At 42.7% G+C, this 25,701-nt stretch carries 33 protein-coding genes and 1 other annotated feature; all 33 genes read left to right on the plus strand.

Annotation, left to right across the window (positions count from 1 at the left end; genetic code table 11):
- The first annotated feature begins 59 nt into the window (after positions 1-59).
- The 33 genes from rplA to secY all read left to right on the plus strand — a co-directional run bounded on the left by rplA (position 60) and on the right by secY (position 25,677).
- Positions 60-761, plus strand: coding sequence for a 50S ribosomal protein L1 (gene rplA / locus JV16_RS11095; RefSeq protein WP_009361482.1), 702 nt, complete (start codon positions 60-62; stop codon positions 759-761).
- Between the two features lie 51 nt (positions 762-812).
- Positions 813-958, plus strand: a sequence feature (ribosomal protein L10 leader region).
- Positions 959-1,000: 42 nt separating this feature from the next.
- Positions 1,001-1,501 (plus strand): 50S ribosomal protein L10, encoded by a 501-nt coding sequence (rplJ, locus tag JV16_RS11100; RefSeq protein ID WP_009361483.1) that lies wholly within the window; start codon positions 1,001-1,003, stop codon positions 1,499-1,501.
- A 45-nt stretch (positions 1,502-1,546) separates the two neighbouring features.
- The gene (gene rplL, locus JV16_RS11105) at positions 1,547-1,912 is read left to right on the plus strand and encodes a 50S ribosomal protein L7/L12 (protein WP_003397647.1); all 366 of its coding nucleotides are present in this window, start codon (positions 1,547-1,549) and stop codon (positions 1,910-1,912) included.
- 87 nt (positions 1,913-1,999) lie between these two features.
- Positions 2,000-2,599 (plus strand): class I SAM-dependent methyltransferase, encoded by a 600-nt coding sequence (locus JV16_RS11110; protein ID WP_021095341.1) that lies wholly within the window; start codon positions 2,000-2,002, stop codon positions 2,597-2,599.
- A 207-nt stretch (positions 2,600-2,806) separates the two neighbouring features.
- Positions 2,807-6,367 carry a DNA-directed RNA polymerase subunit beta gene (rpoB, locus tag JV16_RS11115; RefSeq protein ID WP_009361485.1) on the plus strand — a complete coding sequence of 1,187 codons (3,561 nt, stop codon included), beginning with the start codon at positions 2,807-2,809 and terminating at the stop codon, positions 6,365-6,367.
- A 49-nt stretch (positions 6,368-6,416) separates the two neighbouring features.
- A complete protein-coding gene (rpoC, locus tag JV16_RS11120; RefSeq protein ID WP_021095340.1) occupies positions 6,417-10,016 on the plus strand; it encodes a DNA-directed RNA polymerase subunit beta' in 3,600 nt (1,199 codons plus the stop codon).
- A gap of 125 nt (positions 10,017-10,141) precedes the next feature.
- Positions 10,142-10,390, plus strand: a complete 249-nt coding sequence (locus tag JV16_RS11125) for a 50S ribosomal protein L7ae-like protein (protein ID WP_021095339.1) — start codon at positions 10,142-10,144, stop codon at positions 10,388-10,390.
- 102 nt (positions 10,391-10,492) lie between these two features.
- Positions 10,493-10,915, plus strand: a complete 423-nt coding sequence (rpsL, locus tag JV16_RS11130) for a 30S ribosomal protein S12 (RefSeq protein ID WP_003397652.1) — start codon at positions 10,493-10,495, stop codon at positions 10,913-10,915.
- A gap of 44 nt (positions 10,916-10,959) precedes the next feature.
- Positions 10,960-11,430: a 30S ribosomal protein S7 gene (gene rpsG, locus JV16_RS11135; protein WP_021095338.1), complete on the plus strand. Its 471-nt coding sequence runs from the start codon at positions 10,960-10,962 to the stop codon at positions 11,428-11,430.
- 135 nt (positions 11,431-11,565) lie between these two features.
- Positions 11,566-13,644: an elongation factor G gene (gene fusA, locus JV16_RS11140; RefSeq protein WP_021095337.1), complete on the plus strand. Its 2,079-nt coding sequence runs from the start codon at positions 11,566-11,568 to the stop codon at positions 13,642-13,644.
- Between the two features lie 119 nt (positions 13,645-13,763).
- Positions 13,764-14,951, plus strand: coding sequence for an elongation factor Tu (gene tuf, locus JV16_RS11145; protein ID WP_021095336.1), 1,188 nt, complete (start codon positions 13,764-13,766; stop codon positions 14,949-14,951).
- 277 nt (positions 14,952-15,228) lie between these two features.
- Positions 15,229-15,537, plus strand: coding sequence for a 30S ribosomal protein S10 (gene rpsJ / locus JV16_RS11150; RefSeq protein ID WP_021095335.1), 309 nt, complete (start codon positions 15,229-15,231; stop codon positions 15,535-15,537).
- Between the two features lie 23 nt (positions 15,538-15,560).
- Entirely contained in the window at positions 15,561-16,187 is a 627-nt protein-coding gene (gene rplC, locus JV16_RS11155; protein ID WP_009361490.1) for a 50S ribosomal protein L3, read from the plus strand.
- Between the two features lie 27 nt (positions 16,188-16,214).
- Positions 16,215-16,838: a 50S ribosomal protein L4 gene (rplD, locus tag JV16_RS11160; RefSeq protein WP_021095334.1), complete on the plus strand. Its 624-nt coding sequence runs from the start codon at positions 16,215-16,217 to the stop codon at positions 16,836-16,838.
- Entirely contained in the window at positions 16,838-17,125 is a 288-nt protein-coding gene (gene rplW / locus JV16_RS11165; RefSeq protein ID WP_042535883.1) for a 50S ribosomal protein L23, read from the plus strand. The genes rplD and rplW overlap by 1 nt, the downstream gene beginning before the upstream one ends.
- 27 nt (positions 17,126-17,152) lie before the next feature.
- Positions 17,153-17,983 (plus strand): 50S ribosomal protein L2, encoded by an 831-nt coding sequence (gene rplB / locus JV16_RS11170; protein WP_009361493.1) that lies wholly within the window; start codon positions 17,153-17,155, stop codon positions 17,981-17,983.
- 57 nt (positions 17,984-18,040) lie between these two features.
- Positions 18,041-18,319 (plus strand): 30S ribosomal protein S19, encoded by a 279-nt coding sequence (gene rpsS / locus JV16_RS11175; protein ID WP_004888674.1) that lies wholly within the window; start codon positions 18,041-18,043, stop codon positions 18,317-18,319.
- Between the two features lie 20 nt (positions 18,320-18,339).
- Entirely contained in the window at positions 18,340-18,681 is a 342-nt protein-coding gene (gene rplV / locus JV16_RS11180) for a 50S ribosomal protein L22 (RefSeq protein ID WP_006322652.1), read from the plus strand.
- Between the two features lie 3 nt (positions 18,682-18,684).
- Positions 18,685-19,341, plus strand: coding sequence for a 30S ribosomal protein S3 (rpsC, locus tag JV16_RS11185; RefSeq protein ID WP_003397666.1), 657 nt, complete (start codon positions 18,685-18,687; stop codon positions 19,339-19,341).
- A 2-nt stretch (positions 19,342-19,343) separates the two neighbouring features.
- Positions 19,344-19,778, plus strand: coding sequence for a 50S ribosomal protein L16 (gene rplP, locus JV16_RS11190; RefSeq protein WP_003397670.1), 435 nt, complete (start codon positions 19,344-19,346; stop codon positions 19,776-19,778).
- On the plus strand, positions 19,768-19,968 hold the full coding sequence (rpmC, locus tag JV16_RS11195) for a 50S ribosomal protein L29 (RefSeq protein ID WP_003397671.1): 201 nt from the start codon (positions 19,768-19,770) through the stop codon (positions 19,966-19,968). The genes rplP and rpmC overlap by 11 nt, the downstream gene beginning before the upstream one ends.
- 25 nt (positions 19,969-19,993) lie before the next feature.
- Complete coding sequence (rpsQ, locus tag JV16_RS11200) at positions 19,994-20,257, plus strand: 30S ribosomal protein S17 (RefSeq protein WP_003397674.1); 264 nt, start codon at positions 19,994-19,996, stop codon at positions 20,255-20,257.
- A 48-nt stretch (positions 20,258-20,305) separates the two neighbouring features.
- Complete coding sequence (gene rplN, locus JV16_RS11205) at positions 20,306-20,674, plus strand: 50S ribosomal protein L14 (RefSeq protein WP_003397675.1); 369 nt, start codon at positions 20,306-20,308, stop codon at positions 20,672-20,674.
- A 36-nt stretch (positions 20,675-20,710) separates the two neighbouring features.
- Positions 20,711-21,022, plus strand: a complete 312-nt coding sequence (rplX, locus tag JV16_RS11210) for a 50S ribosomal protein L24 (protein ID WP_003397676.1) — start codon at positions 20,711-20,713, stop codon at positions 21,020-21,022.
- 29 nt (positions 21,023-21,051) lie between these two features.
- Positions 21,052-21,591, plus strand: coding sequence for a 50S ribosomal protein L5 (rplE, locus tag JV16_RS11215; RefSeq protein ID WP_003397677.1), 540 nt, complete (start codon positions 21,052-21,054; stop codon positions 21,589-21,591).
- A 34-nt stretch (positions 21,592-21,625) separates the two neighbouring features.
- The gene (gene rpsN, locus JV16_RS11220; RefSeq protein WP_003397678.1) at positions 21,626-21,811 is read left to right on the plus strand and encodes a 30S ribosomal protein S14; all 186 of its coding nucleotides are present in this window, start codon (positions 21,626-21,628) and stop codon (positions 21,809-21,811) included.
- 33 nt (positions 21,812-21,844) lie between these two features.
- Positions 21,845-22,243 (plus strand): 30S ribosomal protein S8, encoded by a 399-nt coding sequence (gene rpsH / locus JV16_RS11225; protein WP_003397680.1) that lies wholly within the window; start codon positions 21,845-21,847, stop codon positions 22,241-22,243.
- 29 nt (positions 22,244-22,272) lie between these two features.
- Positions 22,273-22,812: a 50S ribosomal protein L6 gene (gene rplF, locus JV16_RS11230; protein WP_003397681.1), complete on the plus strand. Its 540-nt coding sequence runs from the start codon at positions 22,273-22,275 to the stop codon at positions 22,810-22,812.
- A gap of 32 nt (positions 22,813-22,844) precedes the next feature.
- Positions 22,845-23,207, plus strand: coding sequence for a 50S ribosomal protein L18 (gene rplR, locus JV16_RS11235; RefSeq protein ID WP_003397682.1), 363 nt, complete (start codon positions 22,845-22,847; stop codon positions 23,205-23,207).
- A gap of 19 nt (positions 23,208-23,226) precedes the next feature.
- Positions 23,227-23,727, plus strand: coding sequence for a 30S ribosomal protein S5 (gene rpsE, locus JV16_RS11240; protein ID WP_003397684.1), 501 nt, complete (start codon positions 23,227-23,229; stop codon positions 23,725-23,727).
- A gap of 14 nt (positions 23,728-23,741) precedes the next feature.
- Positions 23,742-23,930, plus strand: a complete 189-nt coding sequence (rpmD, locus tag JV16_RS11245; protein ID WP_003397685.1) for a 50S ribosomal protein L30 — start codon at positions 23,742-23,744, stop codon at positions 23,928-23,930.
- A gap of 14 nt (positions 23,931-23,944) precedes the next feature.
- Positions 23,945-24,385 carry a 50S ribosomal protein L15 gene (gene rplO, locus JV16_RS11250; protein WP_003397686.1) on the plus strand — a complete coding sequence of 147 codons (441 nt, stop codon included), beginning with the start codon at positions 23,945-23,947 and terminating at the stop codon, positions 24,383-24,385.
- Positions 24,385-25,677 (plus strand): preprotein translocase subunit SecY, encoded by a 1,293-nt coding sequence (secY, locus tag JV16_RS11255; protein WP_042535887.1) that lies wholly within the window; start codon positions 24,385-24,387, stop codon positions 25,675-25,677. The genes rplO and secY overlap by 1 nt, the downstream gene beginning before the upstream one ends.
- Positions 25,678-25,701: the final 24 nt, after the last annotated feature.

Below are 25,701 nucleotides of genomic sequence, written 5' to 3' on the forward strand. Positions count from 1 at the left end.
CGCAACCTTTATTCGTGGGAGGTCTTTCCGTTAAAACCACAAAAAGGAGGAAATAAAACATGCCAAAAAGAGGAAAACGCTACTTAGAGGCAGCGAAATTAATTGATCGCTCAAAAGCATATAATGTGCAAGAAGCAATCGAATTAGTGAAGAAGACAAATGTTGCGAAATTTGACGCAACAGTAGAAGTTGCTTTCCGTTTAGGAGTCGATCCGAAGAAAGCGGACCAACAAATCCGTGGTGCAGTTGTATTGCCGCACGGTACAGGTAAAGTTCGCCGCGTGCTAGTGCTTGCGAAAGGTGAAAAAGCGAAAGAAGCTGAAGCAGCTGGTGCAGATTATGTAGGCGATACAGATTACATCAACAAAATTCAACAAGGTTGGTTTGAGTTTGATGTCATCGTCGCAACTCCTGATATGATGGGTGAAGTTGGTAAAATCGGTCGTATTTTAGGACCGAAAGGATTAATGCCAAACCCTAAAACAGGAACAGTTACATTTGATGTGGCGAAAGCAGTCAACGAAATTAAAGCTGGTAAAGTGGAATATCGCGTTGACAAAGCTGGAAACATCCATGTACCAATCGGTAAAGTGTCATTTGATACAGAAAAATTAGTAGAAAACTTCACAACAATTTACGAAACAATCTTGAAAGTGAAGCCAGCAGCAGCGAAGGGCACATACGTGAAAAATGTAACAGTTGCTTCAACAATGGGCCCTGGTGTGAAAGTGGATCCTTCTACTGTTGCTGTTGCGCGCTAATATAGATCTTGACTTTTTAGAAACGCTTTAGTACAATATTCATTGTTTGAAAAGCGAATATCATTTGTACCGTAGACAGTAGGTGCCTCAAGCAGGCTTAATTTCCTACCGAGGTGTTGAAACTGATAAATAAGTGCATGCTTGCACTTTCAGGGGCCTCCATGTCTACGTTGACATGGAGGTTTTTCATTGGACGGTATAAGTGGTGTTGAAACTCAACTTCTACAGGAGGTGTTGACATGAGCAGCGTACTTGAACAAAAGCAGCAGTTAGTAGCGGAGATTGCTGAAAAGCTTCGTGCGAGCAAATCAACGATCATCGTTGATTACCGTGGCTTAAATGTCGCGCAAGTTACAGAACTTCGTAAGCAACTTCGCGAAGCAGGTATTGAGTTCAAAGTGTACAAAAACACATTAACTCGCCGTGCTGTTGCTGAGTTAGGTTTAGAAGGTTTAGATGAAACGTTAACAGGTCCGAATGCGATCGCATTCAGCAATGATGATGTCGTTGCTCCTGCGAAAATTTTAAACGAATTCGCGAAAAAGAACGATGCGTTAAAAATTAAAGCAGGTATCATCGAAGGTAACGTAGCGACATTTGAAGAAGTTAAGGCGCTTGCAGAGCTTCCGTCTCGCGAAGGCTTGCTCTCTATGTTGCTTAGCGTTCTTCAAGCACCAATCCGCAACTTCGCTCTTGTTACAAAAGCAGTTGCTGAGAAAAAAGAAGAACAAGGTGCTTAATTTACAAATCGCCTAAAATTAAAACATTAAGGAGGAAGATCGATCATGACTAAAGAACAAATCATTGAAGCGGTTAAAAATATGACTGTTTTAGAATTAAACGACTTAGTAAAAGCAATTGAAGAAGAGTTTGGTGTAACTGCTGCTGCTCCTGTAGTAGTTGCTGGCGGTGCTGCTGCTGGTGCTGCTGCTGAAGAAAAAACTGAATTCGATGTTATCCTTGCAGATGGCGGCGCACAAAAAATCAAAGTTATCAAAGTTGTGCGTGAGCTTACTGGTCTTGGCTTAAAAGAAGCAAAAGACTTAGTAGACAACACTCCAAAGCCAGTTAAAGAAGGCGTTTCTAAAGAAGAAGCTGAAGAAATTAAAGCGAAACTTGAAGAAGCTGGCGCGAAAGTTGAAATTAAGTAATGATGTAAAGAGGCTCGCTCGTAGTAGCGAGCTTCTTTGTGTTTTTATGTTCGTTCGTTTACAATGAAGAAAAGAGAGGTGAAGACGATGGGTGATCACTACTATACTGAACGGCCAACGGTAGAAAGTAAGCCTTTTCAATGGGCGTATATGTTGCGAGGTCATCAGTTTTTGTTTACGGTCGATCAAGGTGTATTTTCAAAAAAAGAAGTGGACTTCGGTTCGCGATTGCTAATTGAAACATTTGTTGAACCGAATGTGCAAGGAAATATTCTCGATGTAGGTTGTGGATATGGGCCGATCGGTTTAGCACTAGCAAAAGATTTCCCGCATCGAACTGTGCATATGATCGATGTAAATGAGCGAGCAATCGAACTAGCGAAGAAAAACAAACAGCAAAACGGTATTGAAAATGCACGAATTTACATAAGTGATTTATTTCAGCGAGTAGAAGGAACGTTTGCTGCCATTGTGACAAACCCACCGATTCGTGCTGGAAAAGCAGTCGTCCATTCGATTTTTGAACAAAGTGCAAACTACTTGCTTTCTGGCGGACAGTTATGGGTTGTCATTCAAAAGAAGCAAGGGGCTCCATCTGCATTAGAAAAGTTAAAAACGATTTTTGATGAAGTTGATGTTGTGGAAAAGAAAAAAGGTTACTTTATTATTCGAGCACAAAAAGCTTGACGCTCAATTTTGTGTATGGTACCATTATAAAATGCTAAATGTGTATTTTTTTTAGTTTACGTATGCTGTGTATGTATGTATAATTTTAGTTTTAAAGGAAAAACTTATAAAATATATAATAGGTCAAACATGTGGTTTTCTTATAAGAAACCATTTCTTTTTTGTCTGATGACAAGTTATTAATGTTTGATTTGAGGGGTGAATCAGTTGACAGGTCAACTAGTTCAATACGGACGACACCGCCAACGAAGAAGTTATGCGCGCATTAGTGAAGTGTTGGAGTTACCGAACTTAATCGAAATTCAAACTTCTTCTTACCAGTGGTTTCTCGACGAAGGATTGCGTGAAATGTTTCAAGACATTTCACCGATCGAAGATTTTACAGGAAATTTGTCACTAGAATTTATTGATTACAGCTTAGGAGAGCCGAAGTACTCTGTAGAAGAGTCAAAAGAACGCGATGTTACATACGCAGCACCGCTTCGGGTGAAAGTACGCTTAATCAATAAAGAAACAGGTGAAGTAAAAGAACAAGACGTATTTATGGGAGACTTCCCATTAATGACAGAAACGGGCACATTCATTATTAATGGTGCTGAACGTGTTATCGTTTCTCAGCTTGTTCGTTCACCGAGCGTATATTACAGCGGAAAAGTAGATAAAAACGGAAAACGTGGCTTTACGGCTACCGTTATTCCGAACCGCGGTGCATGGCTTGAATACGAAACAGATGCAAAAGACGTTGTTTACGTTCGCATTGATCGTACGCGTAAGTTGCCTGTAACCGTATTATTACGAGCGTTAGGCTTTGGCTCGGACCAAGAGATTGTCGATTTACTTGGTGATAATGAGTATATTCGTAATACGTTAGAAAAAGACAATACAGAAAGTACAGAAAAAGCGTTGCTTGAAATTTATGAACGGTTACGTCCAGGGGAGCCGCCTACCGTTGAAAACGCAAAAAGCTTGCTCATCTCTCGTTTCTTTGATCCAAAACGATATGATTTAGCAAGTGTTGGTCGTTATAAAATTAACAAAAAGCTCCATATTAAAAACCGTTTATTTGGTCAACGTTTAGCGGAGACGCTCGTTCATCCGGAAACGGGTGAAGTGATTGCTGAGAAAGGAACGGTTCTCGATCGGAGAACGCTCGATCGCATTTTACCTGAGCTTGAAAAAGGGATTGGTATGCGTAAATACCAACCGCTTGGGGGCGTTGTCGAAGATGAATTTGCTTTGCAAGCAATCAAAATTTACGCTCCAAACGATCCAGATGGCGAAAAAGTCATCACGGTCATTAGTAATGGATATATTCCAGAAACGGTAAAACATATTACACCTGCAGATATTATTGCATCTATTAGCTACTTCTTTAACTTATTGCATGGAGTCGGTGATACAGACGATATCGACCATTTAGGAAATCGCCGACTTCGTTCTGTTGGCGAGTTGCTGCAAAATCAATTCCGAATCGGACTTTCGCGCATGGAGCGCGTCGTTCGTGAACGGATGTCCATTCAAGATACAAACACAATTACACCACAGCAACTCATTAATATTCGTCCAGTCATTGCGGCTATTAAAGAGTTTTTCGGAAGCTCGCAGTTATCGCAATTTATGGATCAAACAAACCCGCTTGCAGAATTGACACATAAACGTCGTCTTTCTGCCCTTGGTCCAGGTGGTTTAACGCGTGAACGCGCAGGCTTTGAAGTGCGTGACGTTCACTACTCGCACTATGGACGCATGTGTCCAATCGAAACGCCAGAAGGTCCGAACATCGGATTGATTAACTCGCTTTCCACATATGCGAAAGTGAATAAATTTGGCTTTATTGAAACTCCTTATCGCCGCGTCGATCCTGAAACAGGGAAAGTAACGAATCAAATTGACTATTTAACGGCGGATGAGGAAGATAATTACGTCGTTGCCCAAGCGAACGTTCCGATTGCGGAAGATGGAACATTTTTAGAAGAAAACGTTGTTGCTCGCTTCCGTGGTGAAAACATCGTTGTTAAGCGAGATCGTGTCGACTATGTAGACGTTTCTCCAAAACAAGTTGTGTCGGTGGCGACAGCGTGCATTCCGTTCTTAGAAAACGATGACTCGAACCGTGCGCTTATGGGTGCGAACATGCAACGTCAAGCTGTTCCGCTTATGCAGCCAGAGGCGCCAATCGTCGGTACAGGAATGGAATATGTCGCAGCGAAAGATTCCGGGGCAGCAGTTATTTGTAAGCATCGCGGAATTGTTGAGCGAGTCGAGGCGAAAGAAATTTGGGTACGCCGTTTAATCGAAGTCGATGGAAAAGAAGTCAAAGGTGACTTAGATAAATATCGTCTGTTGAAGTTTGTTCGTTCAAACCAAGGAACGTGCTACAATCAACGCCCGATCGTTAAGGCTGGAGATATCGTTGAGAAGGGTGAAATTTTAGCCGACGGTCCATCGATGGAAAAAGGTGAATTAGCTCTTGGTCGCAATGTGCTTGTTGCGTTTATGACATGGGACGGATACAACTACGAAGATGCGATTATTATGAGCGAGCGTCTCGTTAAAGACGATGTATATACGTCCATTCATATCGAGGAATACGAATCTGAAGCGCGCGATACGAAGCTCGGTCCAGAGGAAATTACCCGCGATATTCCGAACGTCGGTGAAGACGCGCTTCGCAACCTAGATGAGCGCGGGATTGTACGCATCGGTGCAGAAGTAAAAGATGGCGACTTGCTCGTTGGAAAAGTAACACCAAAAGGGGTTACGGAATTAACAGCTGAAGAACGATTACTTCATGCGATTTTCGGTGAGAAGGCACGTGAAGTTCGAGATACGTCTTTACGCGTACCGCACGGTGGAGGCGGAATCGTTCTTGATGTCAAAGTGTTTACTCGCGAAGATGGCGATGAGTTGCCGCCAGGTGTGAACCAGCTTGTTCGTGTGTATATTGTACAAAAACGGAAAATTTCCGAAGGTGACAAAATGGCAGGTCGCCACGGAAATAAAGGTGTTATTTCGCGCATTTTACCTGAGGAAGACATGCCGTTTTTACCAGATGGTACACCAGTTGATATCATGTTAAACCCGCTAGGCGTACCTTCGCGTATGAATATCGGGCAAGTGCTAGAGTTGCATCTCGGAATGGCAGCGAGAAAGCTAGGCCTTCATGTCGCTTCACCTGTATTTGACGGTGCTCGTGAAGAAGATGTATGGGCAACGTTAGAAGAGGCAGGAATGGCGCGCGATGCGAAAACAGTTTTATATGACGGACGCACAGGAGAGCCGTTTGATAATCGTGTTTCTGTCGGTATTATGTATATGATTAAGCTCGCGCACATGGTTGACGATAAGTTACATGCTCGCTCGACAGGTCCATATTCACTTGTTACGCAACAACCGCTCGGCGGAAAAGCGCAGTTTGGTGGTCAGCGTTTCGGTGAGATGGAAGTATGGGCGCTTGAAGCATACGGTGCAGCTTACACATTGCAAGAAATTTTAACTGTCAAATCAGACGACGTGGTTGGTCGTGTGAAAACGTACGAAGCGATCGTGAAAGGTGAAAACGTTCCAGAACCAGGCGTTCCTGAATCTTTCAAAGTATTAATTAAAGAGCTACAAAGCTTAGGTATGGACGTAACAGTGTTATCAAGCGATGAAAAAGAAATTAGCATGGAAAACTTCGGGGAAGATGATGACGTTCAACCAGTTGACATCATCCCACCTACAGATGAGTCAGCCAAAGAAGATGAAGGCGTTGTTGTAAAAGAATAGCGTTTGGACATAAGGGTAAAACCTGGATATTAAAAGGGAGGTAGGCCCCTTGTTAGATGTAAATAAGTTTGAATATATGAAGATCGGACTCGCTTCACCCGAGAAAATTCGTTCTTGGTCGTATGGTGAAGTTAAAAAACCAGAAACGATTAACTATCGAACATTAAAACCAGAAAAAGATGGTCTGTTTTGCGAACGCATTTTTGGTCCGACAAAAGACTGGGAATGTCATTGCGGAAAATATAAGCGCGTTCGTTATAAAGGTGTCGTTTGTGACCGATGCGGTGTTGAAGTGACACGTGCAAAAGTTCGCCGTGAGCGCATGGGTCATATTGAACTAGCAGCCCCTGTTTCACATATTTGGTACTTTAAAGGAATTCCTAGCCGCATGGGACTTGTCTTAGACATGTCCCCTCGTGCGCTAGAAGAAGTCATTTACTTTGCATCTTACGTCGTGACGGATCCAGGCGATACGCCATTAGAAAAGAAACAATTGCTTTCTGAAAAAGAGTATCGCGCATATCGCGAGAAGTACGGAAATTCATTCCAAGCTTCAATGGGTGCAGAGGCGATTAAAAAACTGTTACAAGATATCGATCTTGAAAAAGAAGTAGAGACGTTAAAAGAAGAACTAAAAACAGCACAAGGACAACGTCGTGCTCGCACGATTAAACGTCTTGAAGTGCTTGAAGCGTTCCGTAACTCTGGTAACGACCCATCGTGGATGGTATTAGATGTGCTTCCGGTCATTCCGCCGGAGTTGCGTCCGATGGTACAGTTAGATGGCGGACGTTTTGCGACATCTGACTTAAACGACTTATATCGTCGAGTCATTAACCGAAACAACCGCTTAAAACGTCTATTAGACCTTGGGGCGCCGAACATTATTGTTCAAAACGAAAAACGAATGCTTCAAGAAGCGGTTGATGCGCTAATTGATAACGGTCGTCGTGGCCGCCCGGTCACAGGACCAGGAAATCGTCCGCTTAAATCGCTTTCCCATATGTTAAAAGGAAAGCAAGGTCGTTTCCGTCAAAACTTGCTCGGTAAGCGCGTTGACTATTCTGGTCGTTCCGTTATCGTCGTCGGCCCGAACTTAAAAATGTATCAATGCGGCTTGCCAAAAGAAATGGCGCTTGAATTGTTTAAGCCGTTTGTTATGAAAGAATTAGTGGAACGCGGCTTAGCGCACAACATTAAAAGTGCGAAGCGGAAAATTGAGCGCGTGCACCCAGAAGTTTGGGATGTTTTAGAGTCTGTCATTAAAGAACACCCAGTGCTATTAAACCGTGCACCAACGCTTCACCGTCTTGGCATTCAAGCGTTTGAGCCGACGCTTGTAGAAGGTCGTGCAATCCGCTTGCATCCGCTTGTATGTACTGCCTATAACGCAGACTTTGACGGCGACCAAATGGCTGTGCACGTACCGCTTTCGGCAGAGGCACAAGCTGAAGCACGTCTACTGATGCTTGCGGCGCAAAATATTTTAAACCCGAAAGACGGAAAACCAGTTGTTACTCCTTCACAAGACATGGTTTTAGGAAACTACTATTTAACGATGGAACGTGAAGGTGCAGTCGGTGAAGGAATGGTGTTTAAAGATACGGATGAGGCGTTGCTGGCTTACCATAACGGTTATGTTCACCTGCATACACGTATTGCGGTCCATGCAAGTTCGCTGAAAAACGAAACGTTTACAGAAGAGCAAAATAATAAGTTGCTTGTAACGACTGTCGGAAAGTTAATCTTCAATGAAATTTTGCCGAAGTCATTCCCATATATTAATGAACCGACGCAAGAAAACATTGAAGAACGAACACCAGATAAATATTTCCTTGATAAAGGTGTGAACGTGAAAGAAGAAATTCGCAAACGCGAACTCGTTCCGCCGTTTAAGAAGAAAATTCTTGGTAACATCATTGCGGAAGTATTTAAACGTTTCAAAATTACAGAAACGTCTAAAATGCTTGACCGTATGAAAGACCTTGGCTTTAAATACTCAACAAAAGCAGGTATCACAATCGGTGTAGCTGACATCGTTGTCTTGCCGGAAAAACAAGAAATTTTAGAAGAGGCGCAAGCGAAAGTTGATACGGTATTAAAACAATTTAGACGCGGTTTAATTACGGATGAAGAGCGTTATGAACGTGTCATTTCAATTTGGAGTGCGGCAAAAGATAAAATTCAAGGCCGCTTAATGGAGTCGCTTGATAAACGAAATCCAATTTTCATGATGAGCGACTCAGGAGCCCGCGGTAACGCATCGAACTTTACGCAGCTTGCAGGTATGCGCGGATTAATGGCGAACCCAGCAGGACGTATTATCGAGCTTCCGATTAAATCTTCGTTCCGTGAAGGATTAACGGTACTTGAGTACTTTATTTCGACCCACGGAGCGCGTAAAGGTCTTGCTGATACAGCGTTAAAAACAGCTGACTCTGGTTATTTAACACGTCGTCTCGTTGACGTTGCACAAGACGTCATTATTCGTGAAGACGATTGCGGTACAGACCGCGGTACGTTAATTCGTGCGTTAAAAGACGGTACAGAAGTGATTGTGAAGCTTGAAGAGCGTCTCGTTGGACGTTACGCGCGCAAAACGGTGAAACATCCGGAAACAGGCGAAGTGCTTGTGCGTGAAAATGAAATGATTACAGAAGATATCGCAAATGCTATTGTAAAAGCTGGCATTGAAGAAGTGTGGATTCGTTCGGCATTTACATGTAATACACGTCATGGTGTATGTAAAAAATGTTACGGACGCAACTTGGCAACTGGTGCAGAAGTGGAAGTTGGTGAAGCGGTTGGTATTATCGCAGCACAATCGATCGGTGAGCCGGGTACACAGCTGACAATGCGTACGTTCCACACAGGTGGGGTAGCAGGAGACGATATTACACAAGGTTTACCGCGCGTACAAGAATTGTTTGAGGCGCGTAATCCGAAAGGGCAAGCGGTCATTTCAGAAATTGATGGTGTTGTTGTGGCCGTTAATGAAACGCGTGATCGTCAACGTGAGATCGTCATCCAAGGTGAAGTCGAGACGCGTACGTATACAGCCCCTTATAGCGCACGTCTCAAAGTACAAGAAGGACAGAAGGTTGAACGTGGTCAAGAACTAACAGAAGGTTCGATTGACCCGAAAGAACTATTGAGAGTCAAAGATATGAATGCTGTTCAAGAGTACTTGTTGCGCGAAGTGCAAAAAGTATACCGCATGCAAGGGGTAGAAATTAGCGATAAACATATCGAAGTGATGGTTCGCCAAATGCTTCGAAAAGTTCGCGTCATTGACGCAGGGGATACGGACTTGTTGCCAGGAACGTTGCTTGACATCCATCAATTTACGGATGCGAATGCGAAAGTGTTGATGGAAGGGAAACGTCCAGCAACAGCTCGCCCAGTATTGCTTGGAATTACGAAAGCGTCGCTTGAAACAGACTCGTTCTTGTCTGCGGCATCATTCCAAGAAACGACACGCGTCTTAACGGATGCAGCGATCAAAGGAAAACGCGACGAATTGCTCGGATTAAAAGAGAACGTCATTATTGGTAAACTTGTTCCAGCAGGAACAGGAATGGCACGCTATCGCAAAGTAAAACCGGTCATTAAAACAACAAAAGATGAAGATGCTGTGACAACAAAATAACGGTCAACCTATTGCTAGCATCATTCGCTAGCAATAGGTTGAAAAAATATAGTTGACATAGCTCTCAGAAAGTGATAGCATAATAAAGGTGTTCCGAAAACCTGTCACTTTGGAGGATATGTTACGTGTCTTATGAAAAAGTCGCACAGGCTAAACAAATTATCGTAGGAACAAAACAAACAGTACGAGCTCTGAAAGATGGAAAGGTACATGAACTTGTGATCGCAGAAGATGCGGATAAAGCGATCATTGACAAAGTGATCGAAGCTGCGAATGTAGCGAATGTGCCTGTTTATAAAGTCGACTCGATGAAAAAGCTCGGAAAAGCATGCAAAATCGATGTAGGAGCAGCGGCTGTTGCAATCATTCGTTAAAAACTGTTTTTGTGGGTTTACTACAAAAACTTTGTTTTTGCATAAAAATGAGCCACCTGGATGTGTGGGCTTGAATTTAATTGTGAAGGGAGGAAACTTACCATGCCTACAATTAACCAGCTTGTACGCAAAGGTCGTACAAAAAAGGTAGTGAAATCTAAATCACCTGCGTTAAATAAAGGGTATAACAGCTTCAAAAAAGTTCAAACAACTGTTTACTCTCCGCAAAAACGTGGAGTATGTACACGTGTAGGTACAATGACACCAAAGAAGCCAAACTCCGCGCTTCGTAAATATGCCCGTGTACGTTTATCTAATGGTATCGAGGTAACTGCTTACATCCCGGGTATCGGTCATAACTTACAAGAACACAGCGTTGTATTAATTCGCGGTGGACGTGTAAAAGACTTACCAGGGGTACGTTACCACATCGTTCGCGGTGCTTTAGATACTGCAGGTGTAGCGAACCGTATGCAAGGTCGTTCAAAATACGGTGCGAAAAAACCAAAAGCAGCTAAGAAATAACATGCATCATTTTTCGCTGATTTTTACTGAAAGGAGGAAAAACTATGCCACGTAAAGGTCCGGTTCCTAAACGAGATGTGTTACCAGATCCAATTTACAATTCAAAGCTAGTTACACGTTTAATCAATAAAATTATGATTGACGGTAAAAGAGGTAAAGCGCAAAAAATTCTTTACACAGCGTTCGATATCATTCGTGAGCGCACAGGTAAAGATCCAATGGAAGTGTTTGAGCAAGCGTTGAAAAACGTTATGCCAGTTCTTGAAGTTCGCGCACGCCGTGTTGGTGGTGCAAACTATCAAGTTCCTGTTGAGGTGCGCCCAGAGCGCCGTACAACATTAGGTCTTCGCTGGATCGTTAACTACGCTCGTCTTCGTGGAGAAAAAACGATGGAAGAGCGTTTAGCGAACGAAATCATGGATGCTGCAAACAACACAGGTGCAGCTGTGAAAAAACGCGAAGATACACACAAAATGGCAGAAGCAAACAAAGCGTTTGCACACTATCGTTGGTAATTTTTTCGTTAAATTAAGAATAGGTGAGAGCGATGCGGTTGAAACTAAAAAAGCATGCCCATCGCTCATTCGCCTATATTCCTATATGTAAATTAAATTACGATACTTCATTATAAGGAAGGAGAAAAAATCCATATGGCAAGACAGTTCTCCTTAGAAAACACTCGCAATATTGGAATCATGGCCCATATTGACGCCGGTAAAACAACAACGACAGAGCGTATTCTTTTCTACACAGGACGCGTTCATAAAATCGGTGAAGTTCATGAGGGCGCAGCAACGATGGACTGGATGGAGCAAGAGCAAGAGCGCGGAATTACAATTACGTCCGCGGCAACAACAGCTCAATGGAAAGGCCATCGCGTTAACATCATCGATACACCTGGACACGTCGACTTCACGGTAGAAGTTGAGCGTTCACTGCGTGTATTAGACGGTGCAGTCGCGGTATTAGACGCACAATCAGGCGTAGAGCCGCAAACAGAAACAGTATGGCGCCAAGCGACTACATACGGCGTACCACGTATCGTTTTCGTCAACAAAATGGACAAGATTGGCGCAGATTTCTTATACTCTGTTAAAACGCTTCATGAACGTTTACAAGCGAATGCGCACCCTGTTCAATTGCCGATTGGTGCAGAAGATCAATTCACAGGTATCATTGATCTTGTTGAAATGTGCGCGTACCATTATCACGATGAATTAGGAAAAAATATCGAGCGCATCGAGATTCCTGAAGACTATCGTGATATGGCTGAAGAATATCGCGGTAAGTTAATCGAAGCGGTTGCAGAGCTTGATGAAGAATTAATGATGAAATATTTAGAAGGGGAAGAAATTACGAATGAAGAATTAAAAGCTGCCATTCGTAAAGCGACAATTTCTGTGCAATTCTTCCCTGTATTCTGTGGTTCTGCATTCAAAAACAAAGGTGTTCAATTAATGCTTGACGGAGTTGTTGACTACTTACCATCTCCAGTCGACATTCCTGCGATCAAAGGAACTGTTCCTGATACAGAAGAAGAAACAGTTCGTGAAGCGCGCGACGATGCTCCATTTGCAGCGTTAGCGTTCAAAATTATGACAGACCCTTACGTTGGTAAGTTGACGTTCTTCCGTGTATACTCAGGTACATTAAACTCTGGTTCTTACGTGTTGAACTCAACAAAACGTAAGCGTGAACGTATCGGTCGTATTCTACAAATGCACGCAAACCACCGCGAAGAAATTGCACAAGTTTATGCAGGTGACATTGCGGCAGCTGTAGGTTTAAAAGATACAACAACTGGTGATACTTTGTGTGATGAAAAAGACCCAGTAATCTTGGAGTCTATGCAATTCCCAGAACCAGTTATTCAAATCGCGATCGAACCGAAGTCAAAAGCTGACCAAGATAAGATGAGCACAGCGTTACAAAAACTTCAAGAAGAAGACCCAACATTCCGTGCATGGACAGACCAAGAAACAGGTCAAACAATTATCGCAGGTATGGGTGAGCTTCACCTTGATATTATCGTTGACCGTATGCGTCGCGAATTTAAAGTCGAAGCAAACGTTGGTGCTCCACAAGTTGCGTACCGCGAAACATTCCGTAAGTCTGCACAAGTTGAAGGTAAATTTGTGCGCCAGTCTGGTGGTCGCGGTCAATACGGTCACGTTTGGATCGAGTTCTCGCCAAACGAAGAAGGAAAAGGCTTCGAATTCGAAAATGCGATCGTTGGTGGGGTTGTTCCGAGAGAATACATCCCTGCAATCCAAGCAGGTCTTGAAGATGCGATGCAAAACGGTGTCCTTGCTGGATATCCAGTTGTCGACATTAAAGCGAAGCTATTCGACGGTTCTTACCACGATGTTGACTCAAGCGAAATGGCGTTCAAAATCGCTGCTTCAATGGCGTTGAAAAACGCAGCAGCAAAATGTGACCCTGTATTGCTTGAGCCTATCATGAAAGTAGAAGTCATCGTCCCTGAAGAATATTTAGGTGACATTATGGGTGACATCACTTCTCGTCGCGGTCGCGTCGAAGGTATGGAAGCTCGTGGTAACGCACAAGTTGTGCGCGCAATGGTTCCACTTTCTGAAATGTTTGGATACGCAACTACATTGCGTTCAAATACACAAGGTCGCGGAACGTTCACAATGGTATTTGACCATTATGAAGAAGTTCCGAAGAGCATTGCTGAGGAAATCATCAAAAAAAATAAAGGTGAATAATTGATTTTCTAGCATTGTTCAAGTATAAATACTTATGTAAGACTTGGAAGTGGACGTGCTGTGCACTTTCACTTCCGAGCATTCTATACTTATAAAAAAACACTAAGGAGGATATTATAATGGCTAAAGCGAAATTCGAACGCACGAAACCACACGTCAACATTGGTACAATCGGCCACGTTGACCATGGTAAAACAACTTTAACAGCTGCAATCACAACAGTTCTTGCGAAACAAGGTAAAGCAGAAGCACGCGCGTATGATCAAATCGACGCTGCTCCAGAAGAGCGCGAGCGCGGAATTACAATCTCAACTGCACACGTTGAGTATGAAACTGACAACCGTCACTATGCACACGTTGACTGCCCAGGTCACGCTGACTACGTGAAAAACATGATCACAGGTGCTGCGCAAATGGACGGCGCGATCCTTGTTGTATCTGCTGCTGACGGTCCAATGCCACAAACTCGTGAGCACATTCTTCTTTCTCGCCAAGTAGGCGTACCTTACATCGTTGTATTCTTAAACAAATGCGACATGGTAGACGACGAAGAACTTTTAGAACTTGTTGAAATGGAAGTTCGCGATCTATTATCTGAATACGACTTCCCTGGAGACGAAGTTCCTGTAATTAAAGGTTCTGCGTTAAAAGCACTTGAGGGAGATCCAGCTTGGGAAGAAAAAATCATCGAGCTTATGAACGCTGTTGATGAGTACATCCCAACTCCACAGCGCGAAATCGACAAACCATTCATGATGCCAGTTGAGGACGTATTCTCAATCACTGGTCGTGGTACAGTTGCTACAGGTCGCGTTGAGCGCGGTATCTTAAAAGTTGGTGACCAAGTAGAAATCATCGGTCTTTCTGAAGAGCCAAAAGCAACAACTGTTACAGGTGTTGAAATGTTCCGTAAGCTTCTTGACCAAGCTGAAGCTGGTGACAACATCGGTGCGCTTCTTCGCGGTGTTTCTCGTGACGAAGTACAACGTGGTCAAGTATTAGCGAAACCAGGAACAATCACTCCACACACAAAATTTAAAGCGCAAGTTTACGTATTAACAAAAGAAGAAGGTGGACGTCATACTCCATTCTTCTCTAACTACCGTCCACAATTCTACTTCCGTACAACGGACGTAACAGGTATCATCCAACTTCCAGAAGGCGTTGAGATGGTTATGCCTGGCGACAACATCGAAATGACAGTGGAATTAATCGCTCCAATCGCGATCGAAGAAGGTACAAAATTCTCGATCCGTGAAGGTGGACGTACAGTAGGTGCAGGTTCTGTATCTGAAATCATCGAGTAATCGATAAACGTGGTCTAGCGATAAGCTAGACCACTTATTTTTTTGTTCCATTGAAAATAAGTTGTGAAATATGTATAATGGGAAAGGCAGTTTGTTGAGAAAAGAAATAAAAAGCTTGCATTGACCATGAATTTTATATATAATAATAAACGTTGGTCTTTGACTGCGATGAAGTGGAAGGTTGCTGACACACCCGGCCGCTTTGCCATGGCGAGTGTGAAGGAAATTTCCATGGAGAATGTCTATTTTGAAAATAGGCGAAGAAGGAGGGAAAATAATGGCAAAAGAAAAAATTCGTATTCGTTTAAAAGCGTATGATCATCGAATTCTTGATCAATCTGCTGAGAAAATTGTGGAAACTGCAAAGCGTTCAGGCGCAACTGTATCTGGACCGATTCCGTTACCAACTGAAAAAACGGTATACACGATCTTACGTGCGGTTCATAAATACAAAGATTCTCGTGAACAATTCGAAATGCGCACACATAAACGCTTAATTGACATCGTCAATCCGACTCCACAAACAGTAGATTCTTTAATGCGTTTAGACTTACCATCTGGTGTCGATATTGAAATCAAGTTGTAATTGCGATATAGGAGGTGTGAAAGATGAAAGGAATCTTAGGAAGAAAAATCGGCATGACTCAAGTGTTCGCTGAAAACGGAGATCTTATTCCTGTAACGGTCATTCAAGCTACTCCAAACGTAGTTCTTCAAAAGAAAACAGTTGAAAACGACGGTTACGAAGCGATTCAATTAGGTTTTGAAGATTTGCGTGAGAAGTTAGCGAACAAGCCTCAAAAAGGTCATGCTGCGAAGGCAAACACCACACCTAAGCGCTTCATTCGTGAAATTCGTGGTGTGAACCTTGCGGAATATGAAGTAGGTCAAGAAGTAAAAGTGGACATTTTCAACGAGGGTGAAATCGTTGACGTAACTGGTACGTCAAAAGGTAAAGGTTTCCAAGGTGTAATTAAACGCCATGGACAATCTCGCGGACCAATGGCTCACGGTTCTCGTTACCATCGTCGTCCTGGTTCAATGGGTCCAATCGCTCCAAACCGTGTATTCAAATCAAAAGAGCTTCCAGGTCGCATGGGTGGCGAGCGTGTAACAGTACAAAACTTAAAAGTTGTGAAAGTAGACCCAGAACGCAACTTAATCTTAATTAAAGGAAACGTACCAGGTCCAAACAAAGGGCTTGTTATTATTAAAAGCGCGGTTAAAGCGAAATAATTTCTTTAAGAAAGGAGGAAATACCCAATGCCAAAAGTAGCATTGTATAACCAAAACGGAGAAAACATCGGTGAAATCGAATTAAACGATGCCGTATTTGGTGTTGAACCGAACAAAAGTGTGTTATTTGAAGCGGTAATTATGCAACGTGCTTCCTTGCGTCAAGGAACTCATAAAACAAAAAATCGTGCAGAAGTAAGCGGCGGTGGTCGTAAACCATGGCGCCAAAAAGGTACTGGACGTGCTCGCCAAGGATCGATTCGTTCTCCACAATGGCGTGGCGGTGGTGTTGTATTCGGTCCAGTTCCACGCAGCTACAGCTACAAACTTCCGAAAAAAGTTCGTCGCTTAGCAATTAAATCAGCATTATCTTCAAAAGTGCTTGAAAACAACATCGTCGTATTAGACAATTTAGCACTTGAAGCACCAAAAACAAAAGAAATGGTTAAAATTTTAAACAACCTTTCTGTTGATCGCAAAGCGTTAATCGTAACAGCAGATGCGAATGAGAACGTCATTCTTTCAGCTCGCAACATTCCAGGAGTGACAGTTGTGACAGCAAGCGGAATTAACGTTCTTGATGTACTCAACCACGACAAGCTTGTCATTACAAAAGCTGCCGTGGAAAAAGTAGAGGAGGTGCTTGCATAATGAAAGATCCTCGCGATATTATTAAGCGCCCCGTCATTACTGAACGTTCAACAGAGTTAATGGGTGAGAAAAAATATACGTTCGAAGTTGATGTGAAAGCGAACAAAACAGAAGTAAAAGAAGCGATCGAAGCGATCTTCGGCGTGAAAGTAGCGAAGGTCAACATTATGAACTATAAAGGAAAGTTCAAACGTGTTGGTCGTTATAGCGGATTAACAAACCGCCGCCGCAAAGCGATTGTTACGTTAACGCCAGACAGCAAAGAGATCGAACTATTTGAAGTATAAGTTTAAAAGTGAAGGAGGGAAACGGACATGGCGATTAAAAAATATAAGCCAACGTCTAACGGTCGTCGTGGTATGACGGTTTTAGACTTCTCTGAGCTTACAACAGATAAGCCGGAAAAATCGTTACTTGCGCCTTTAAAGAAAAAAGGTGGTCGTAACAACCAAGGTAAATTAACTGTTCGTCACCAAGGTGGCGGTCATAAACGTCAATATCGTATTATTGACTTCAAACGCGATAAAGATGGCATTCCAGGACGCGTTGCTACAATCGAGTACGATCCAAACCGTTCTGCGAACATCGCTTTAATTCATTACGCTGATGGTGAAAAACGTTACATCATCGCACCGAAAAACTTACAAGTTGGCATGGAAGTTATGTCAGGTCCAGATGCGGACATTAAAGTAGGTAACGCATTACCTTTAGCAAACATTCCAGTCGGTACAGTTATTCATAATATCGAATTAAAACCTGGTAAAGGCGGACAATTAGTACGCGCTGCAGGTACATCTGCACAAGTGCTTGGTAAAGAAGGTAAATACGTACTTGTTCGTTTATCTTCAGGTGAAGTTCGTATGATTTTGGCAACTTGCCGTGCGACAGTCGGTCAAGTTGGTAACGAACAACATGAGCTTGTGAACATCGGTAAAGCTGGACGCGCTCGTTGGTTAGGCATTCGTCCAACAGTTCGCGGTTCTGTTATGAACCCTGTTGATCACCCACATGGTGGTGGTGAAGGTAAAGCACCAATCGGACGTAAGTCTCCAATGACTCCATGGGGTAAACCAACGCTTGGATTCAAAACGCGTAAGAAGAAAAATAAATCCGATAAATTTATCGTACGTCGTCGTAAAAAATAACGGGGTTGAGCTACGGTTCAAAAGAACCGTAGAGCAATCACGAAAGGAGGTTCACTTATGGGTCGCAGCTTGAAAAAAGGTCCTTTTTGTGATGATCATTTAATGAAAAAAATCGAGAAATTGAATGAAACTGGACAAAAACAAGTGATCAAAACATGGTCTCGTCGTTCGACAATTTTCCCACAATTCATTGGTCACACAATCGCTGTTTACGATGGTCGTAAACACGTTCCAGTTTACATCACAGAGGACATGGTCGGTCATAAGCTCGGTGAGTTCGCGCCAACGCGCACATACAAAGGTCACGCTGCTGATGACAAGAAAACAAAACGTTAATATGAGAGGAGGCTTCATTTATGCAAGCTAAAGCTGTTGCTAGAACGGTTCGAATTGCTCCTCGTAAAGCTCGTTTAGTTATTGATTTAATTCGAGGAAAGCAAGTGAGTGAAGCAGTTGCGATTCTTCGCCATACGCCAAAAGCTGCTTCTCCAATTATCGAGAAAGTATTAAAATCTGCAGTTGCAAATGCAGAGCATAACTATGACATGGACGTTAACAAGCTCGTTGTTACGGAAGCTTATGTGAACGAAGGACCAACATTGAAACGTTTCCGTCCTCGTGCACAAGGTCGTGCGAGCGCAATTAACAAACGCACAAGCCATATCACGATCGTCGTTTCAGAAAAGAAGGAGGGATAATCAGTGGGTCAAAAGGTAAATCCAATCGGTCTTCGCATCGGTATTATCCGTGATTGGGAATCAAGATGGTACGCTGAAAAAGATTATGCGGACCTTTTACACGAAGATCTTAAAATTCGCGAATACCTCACAAAGCGCTTAAGCGATGCAGCTGTTTCTCGCATTGAGATCGAGCGTGCAGCAAACCGTGTAAATATCACAATCCATACAGCGAAACCAGGAATGGTTATCGGTAAAGGTGGATCTGAAGTTGAAGCGCTTCGTAAAGCGTTAAACGAATTAACTGGCAAACGCGTTCATATCAACATCGTTGAAATCAAAAAGCCAGACTTAGAAGCAAAACTTGTTGCGGAAAATATCGCGCGTCAAATTGAAAACCGCGTATCATTCCGTCGTGCGCAAAAACAAGCAATCCAACGCACAATGCGCGCAGGTGCAAAAGGAATTAAAACAATGGTATCTGGTCGTTTAGGTGGAGCAGATATCGCTCGCTCAGAACATTACAGCGAAGGAACAGTTCCACTTCATACTCTTCGCGCTGACATTGACTACGCGACAGCAGAAGCGGACACAACATACGGAAAAATCGGCGTGAAAGTATGGATTTATCGTGGAGAGGTCCTTCCTACGAAAAAGAAAACTGAGGAAGGAGGAAATTAATCATGTTAATGCCAAAACGCGTAAAATATCGTCGTGAACATCGCGGTCGTATGAAAGGTCGCGCAAAAGGCGGTACGGAAGTACATTTTGGTGAATACGGTTTACAAGCGTTAGAACCAGCATGGATTACAAACCGTCAAATCGAGGCTGCTCGTCGTGCGATGACTCGTTACATGAGACGTGGCGGTAAAGTATGGATTAAAATTTTCCCTTCAAAGCCATACACAGCAAAACCACTTGAAGTGCGCATGGGTTCCGGTAAAGGTGCTCCAGAAGGTTGGGTAGCTGTTGTTAAACCTGGTAAAGTCATGTTTGAAATCGCTGGGGTTTCTGAAGAAGTAGCACGTGAAGCGTTACGTCTTGCTTCTCATAAACTTCCAATCAAATGTAAATTCGTAAAACGTGAAGAAATTGGTGGTGAATCAAATGAAAGCTAAAGAAATTCGTGAACTTACCACTGCCGAGATTGAACAAAAAATTAAAGCGTTGAAAGAAGAGTTATTCAACCTTCGCTTCCAATTGGCAACAGGTCAATTAGAGAATACAGCTCGTATTCGTGAAGTACGCAAAGCGATTGCGCGTATGAAAACTGTTATTCGCGAAAGAGAGATCGCTGCTAACAAATAATTGATATCGAGAGGAGGTTCGCACAATGAGTGAACGCAACAATCGTAAAGTTCTCGTTGGCCGTGTTGTTTCTGACAAAATGGATAAAACAATCACGGTTCTTGTAGAAACTTATAAAAAGCATCCTCTTTACGGCAAACGCGTAAAGTATTCAAAGAAATATAAAGCGCATGACGAAAACAACGTGGCAAAAGTGGGCGACATCGTAAAAATTATGGAAACACGTCCTCTTTCTGCAACAAAACGTTTCCGTCTTGTTGAAGTGGTTGAAAAAGCTGTAATCGTTTAATGAATATGTTCGGTATGATGGATACAAATCCGAAAGGAGGTTTCGTCAATGATTCAACAAGAAACTCGTATGAAAGTTGCTGATAACTCTGGTGCACGTGAAGTGCTTGTTATTAAAGTGCTAGGTGGTTCTGGTCGTCGTTATGCGAACGTGGGCGACATCGTTGTAGCGACTGTTAAAGATGCAACACCAGGTGGCGTTGTTAAAAAAGGTCAAGTTGTTAAAGCGGTTGTCGTTCGTACGAAACGTGGCGTGCGCCGTACAGATGGTTCTTACATCCGCTTTGATGAAAATGCTTGCGTAATCATTCGTGATGACAAGAGCCCACGCGGCACACGTATTTTCGGACCAGTTGCTCGCGAATTGCGTGAAAAAGACTTTATGAAAATCGTTTCTTTAGCTCCAGAAGTGATTTAATGAAAAGGAAAAGCCTTTTAAGGAGGTGCGATTCAGATGCATGTAAAAAAAGGTGATAAAGTACAAGTAATCTCTGGTAAAGATAAAGGCAAACAAGGCGTTATCCTCGCTGCGTTTCCAAAGAAAAACCGAGTGCTTGTTGAAGGTGTGAACATCGTGAAAAAACACGTAAAACCTTCTCAAGCAAATCCACAAGGCGGCATCATCAGCCAAGAGGCGCCAATCCACGTATCAAACGTAATGCCTCTTGATCCAAAAACAGGATTACCAACTCGTGTTGGATATAAAGTGGTTGACGGTAAAAAAGTTCGCTACGCGAAACGTTCTGGTGAAATTTTAGACAAATAATGAAGTGATTGAGGAAGGGAGGTACTCAAATGAACCGCCTTAAAGAAAAGTATTTGAAAGAAGTTGTTCCTGCTCTTATGAGCAAGTTTAACTATAAATCTGTGATGCAAGTTCCAAAAATCGAAAAAATCGTCATCAACATGGGTGTTGGTGATGCGGTACAAAACGCGAAAGCGTTAGATAACGCTGTAGAAGAACTCGCATTAATTTCTGGTCAAAAACCAGTTGTTACACGCGCGAAAAAATCAATCGCAGGTTTCCGTCTTCGTGAAGGAATGCCAATCGGTGCGAAAGTAACTCTTCGCGGTGAGCGTATGTACGAGTTTTTCGACAAGCTCGTTTCCGTTTCTTTACCGCGTGTGCGCGACTTCCGTGGCGTTTCTAAAAAATCGTTTGACGGACGCGGAAACTACACGTTAGGTGTAAAAGAGCAATTAATTTTCCCAGAAATTGATTACGATAAAGTAAACAAAGTTCGTGGTATGGACATCGTGATCGTTACAACTGCGAAAACAGACGAGGAAGCTCGTGAATTACTTGCATTGCTCGGTATGCCATTCCAAAAATAATCATTCCCATTCGTAAAAAGAGGGAGGCGAAAACGTGGCTAAAAAATCAATGATCGCGAAACAAAAACGCACACCAAAGTTTAAAGTGCAAGCGTACACTCGTTGTGAGCGTTGTGGACGTCCACACTCTGTATATCGCAAATTTAAACTTTGCCGTATTTGTTTCCGTGAATTAGCGTATAAAGGTCAAATTCCTGGTGTGAAAAAAGCAAGCTGGTAATAAACCCATGAGTTGGGAAGGAGGTAAAACATAATGGTGATGACAGATCCAATTGCAGATATGCTTACTCGCATTCGTAATGCGAACATGGTGCGTCACGAGAAACTTGAAGTTCCTGCTTCAAAAATTAAAAGAGAAATCGCTGAAATTTTAAAGCGTGAAGGTTTCATTCGTGATGTCGAATACATTGAAGATAACAAACAAGGTATTCTTCGTATTTTCTTAAAGTACGGTCCAAACAATGAACGCGTAATTACAGGTCTTAAACGCATTAGCAAACCTGGTTTGCGCGTATATGCAAAAGCGGACGAAGTTCCACGCGTATTGAACGGATTAGGAATTGCAATTCTTTCAACATCTCAAGGTATTTTAACTGACAAAGAAGCACGTCAAAAACGCACTGGCGGCGAAGTGTTAGCATACATTTGGTAATTATTTTGTAACGAATGGAGGTGTAATACATGTCACGTGTTGGTAAAAAACCATTGGAAATTCCAGCTGGTGTTACAGTTACATTAAACGGTAACACAGTTACTGTAAAAGGTCCGAAAGGTGAACTTACTCGTACGTTCCATCCAGATATGGTCATTAAATTAGAAGGTAACGTTTTAACAGTTGAGCGTCCAAGTGATGAGAAACATCATCGCGCGCTTCACGGAACGACTCGTAGCTTACTTGCAAACATGGTTGAAGGTGTTTCAAAAGGTTATGAGCGCGGCCTTGAGCTTGTCGGTGTCGGTTATCGTGCGACAAAACAAGGGAAAAAGCTCGTGTTAAGCGTAGGATACTCTCATCCTGTTGAAATTGAGCCTGAAGAAGGACTTGAAATCGAAGTTCCTTCACAAACAAAAATTATTGTTAAAGGTGCGGACAAACAACGCGTTGGTGAATTAGCAGCAAACATTCGTGCCGTTCGTTCACCAGAGCCTTACAAAGGAAAAGGTATTCGTTACGAAGGTGAAGTTGTACGTCGTAAAGAAGGTAAAACTGGTAAGAAATAATGCTGCTTAGGTAAATGAAAGGAGTGACACGAATGATCACTAAGCTTGATAAAAATGCAGTTCGCAAAAAAAGACACGCTCGTGTTCGTCGTAAAGTAGTAGGAACTGCGGAACGTCCACGCTTAAATGTGTTCCGTTCAAACAAACACATTTATGCGCAAATCATTGACGATATGAAAGCTGTGACGCTTGTTAGCGCGTCAACATTAGATAAAGATTTCGATTTAGAATCAACGGGAAATGTTGAAGCAGCTCAAAAAGTGGGCGAATTAATTGCTAAACGTGCACTTGAAAAAGGAATTACATCGGTTGTATTCGACCGTGGTGGATATTTATATCATGGACGTGTTAAAGCACTTGCAGACGCTGCTCGTGAAGCTGGATTACAATTCTAATTAAGAAGGAGGGACAGAGATGCGTCGCATTGATCCAAATAAACTTGAACTAGAAGAACGCGTTGTTGCCGTTAACCGCGTAGCTAAAGTTGTAAAAGGTGGACGTCGTTTCCGTTTCGCTGCGTTAGTCGTTGTTGGTGACAAAAACGGTCATGTCGGCTTCGGAACTGGAAAAGCTCAAGAAGTTCCGGATGCAATTCGTAAAGCAATTGAAGATGCGAAGAAAAACTTAATTACTGTACCGATCGTTGGTACAACGATTCCACATGAAGTAATCGGACATTTCGGAGCAGGTGAAATTATTTTAAAACCAGCATCTGAAGGTACAGGAGTTATCGCCGGTGGTCCTGCACGTGCGGTATTAGAGTTAGCAGGCATTAGCGATATTTTATCGAAGTCAATCGGTTCCAACACACCAATCAACATGGTGCGCGCAACAATCGACGGTTTGAAGCAATTAAAACGTGCTGAAGATGTTGCAAAATTGCGCGGCAAAACAGTTGAGGAACTGTTAGGATAAGGGAGGGAAAAATGATGGCGAAAAAATTAGCAATTACCCTCACTCGCAGCGTAATCGGTCGTCCGCAAGACCAACGCGTGACGGTTAAAACATTAGGTTTACGAAAATTGCATCAAACAGTTGTTCATAACGACAATCCAGCCATTCGTGGAATGATCAATAAAGTTTCTCACCTTGTAACAGTAAAAGAATTAGAAGAATAAGGAGGTGCCTAGGCATGAAGCTACATGAATTACAACCAGCACCAGGTTCCCGTAAAGAACGTAATCGTGTTGGTCGTGGTATCGGCTCTGGTAACGGAAAAACTTCTGGTAGAGGACATAAAGGGCAAAACGCTCGCTCTGGCGGCGGTGTACGCATCGGCTTTGAAGGTGGTCAAACACCTTTATTCCGTCGTTTACCAAAACGCGGCTTTACTAACATCCATCGTAAAGAATATGCGATCGTTAACCTCGAAGTGTTAAATCGCTTTGAAGACGGTACGGAAGTGACACCAGAATTGTTGCTTGAAACAGGCGTCGTAAGCAAGTTGAAAGCAGGCATCAAAGTTCTTGGAAACGGTGAGCTCACGAAAAAATTAACAGTGAAAGCTCATAAATTCTCTGCTTCTGCAAAAGAAGCAATCGAAGCTGCTGGCGGTACAACTGAGGTGATTTAATGTTTCGAACAATCTCCAATTTTATGCGCGTGGGTGATATAAGAAGAAAAATTGTATTCACCCTTCTTATGCTCATTGTATTTCGCATCGGTACATTTATTCCCGTGCCGGGCGTAAATGCAGATGTACTAAAAATGCAAGATCAATTCAACGCTTTTGGCGTGTTGAATACGTTCGGTGGTGGCGCTCTACAAAACTTTTCTATTTTTGCGATGGGCGTCATGCCATACATTACGGCATCCATCATCGTACAGTTATTACAGATGGATGTTGTTCCTAAATTTACTGAATGGTCGAAGCAAGGGGAAGTAGGCCGTCGTAAACTCGCTCAGTTTACTCGCTATTTTACAATTGTGCTTGGTTTTATCCAGGCGTTTGCTATGTCGTACGGCTTTCATAATATGTCTGGTGGTGTGCTTATTAAAAATCCAGGCATTCCGACGTATTTGCTTATCGCGCTTGTTTTAACAGCTGGAACAGCCTTTTTAATGTGGCTTGGTGAGCAAATTACGGCTAAAGGTGTTGGGAACGGCATTTCTGTATTGATTTTTGCAGGAATTGTGTCTGGTATCCCGACGACGCTTAACCAAATTTATGTTCAACAATTTGAAAACGCTGGTGATCAGCTGTTTTTACGCATCGTTACAGTATTGTTGGTCGCTTTAGCAGTTGTTGCAGTTATTGTTGGCGTCATTTATATGCAACAAGCGTTTCGGAAAATTCCGATTCAGTATGCGAAGCGATTAGAAGGACGTAGTCCAGTAGGTGGTCATTCGACACACATTCCGTTAAAAGTAAACCCGGCAGGTGTTATTCCGGTTATTTTTGCGGTGTCGTTTATCATTACTCCACCGACGATTGCATCGTTTTTCGGCTCGAATGATGTAACATTGTGGATCAAAAAAGTTTTTGACTACACACAACCAGTTGGTATGCTCATATACGTCGCTTTAATTGTTGCCTTTACGTATTTTTATGCGTTTGTTCAAGTCAATCCAGAACAAATGGCGGACAATTTGAAAAAGCAAGGTGGTTATATTCCAGGCATTCGTCCAGGAAAGAACACGCAGGAATTCATTACACGCGTTTTGTATCGTTTAACTTTCGTCGGGGCTCTATTTTTAGCAGCAATCGCTGTTCTTCCTGTCTTCTTTATCGAGTTCGCTAAACTACCGCCTTCTGCTCAAATTGGAGGAACGAGCTTGCTAATCGTCGTTGGCGTTGCTTTAGAGACGATGAAGCAGCTAGAAAGCCAATTAGTGAAGCGCCATTATAAAGGCTTTATTAAGTAAAGAGGTGTTGGGAATTTTATTCCC

The sequence above is a fragment of the Anoxybacillus ayderensis genome (assembly GCF_000833605.1).
Classification (GTDB): domain Bacteria; phylum Bacillota; class Bacilli; order Bacillales; family Anoxybacillaceae; genus Anoxybacillus; species Anoxybacillus ayderensis.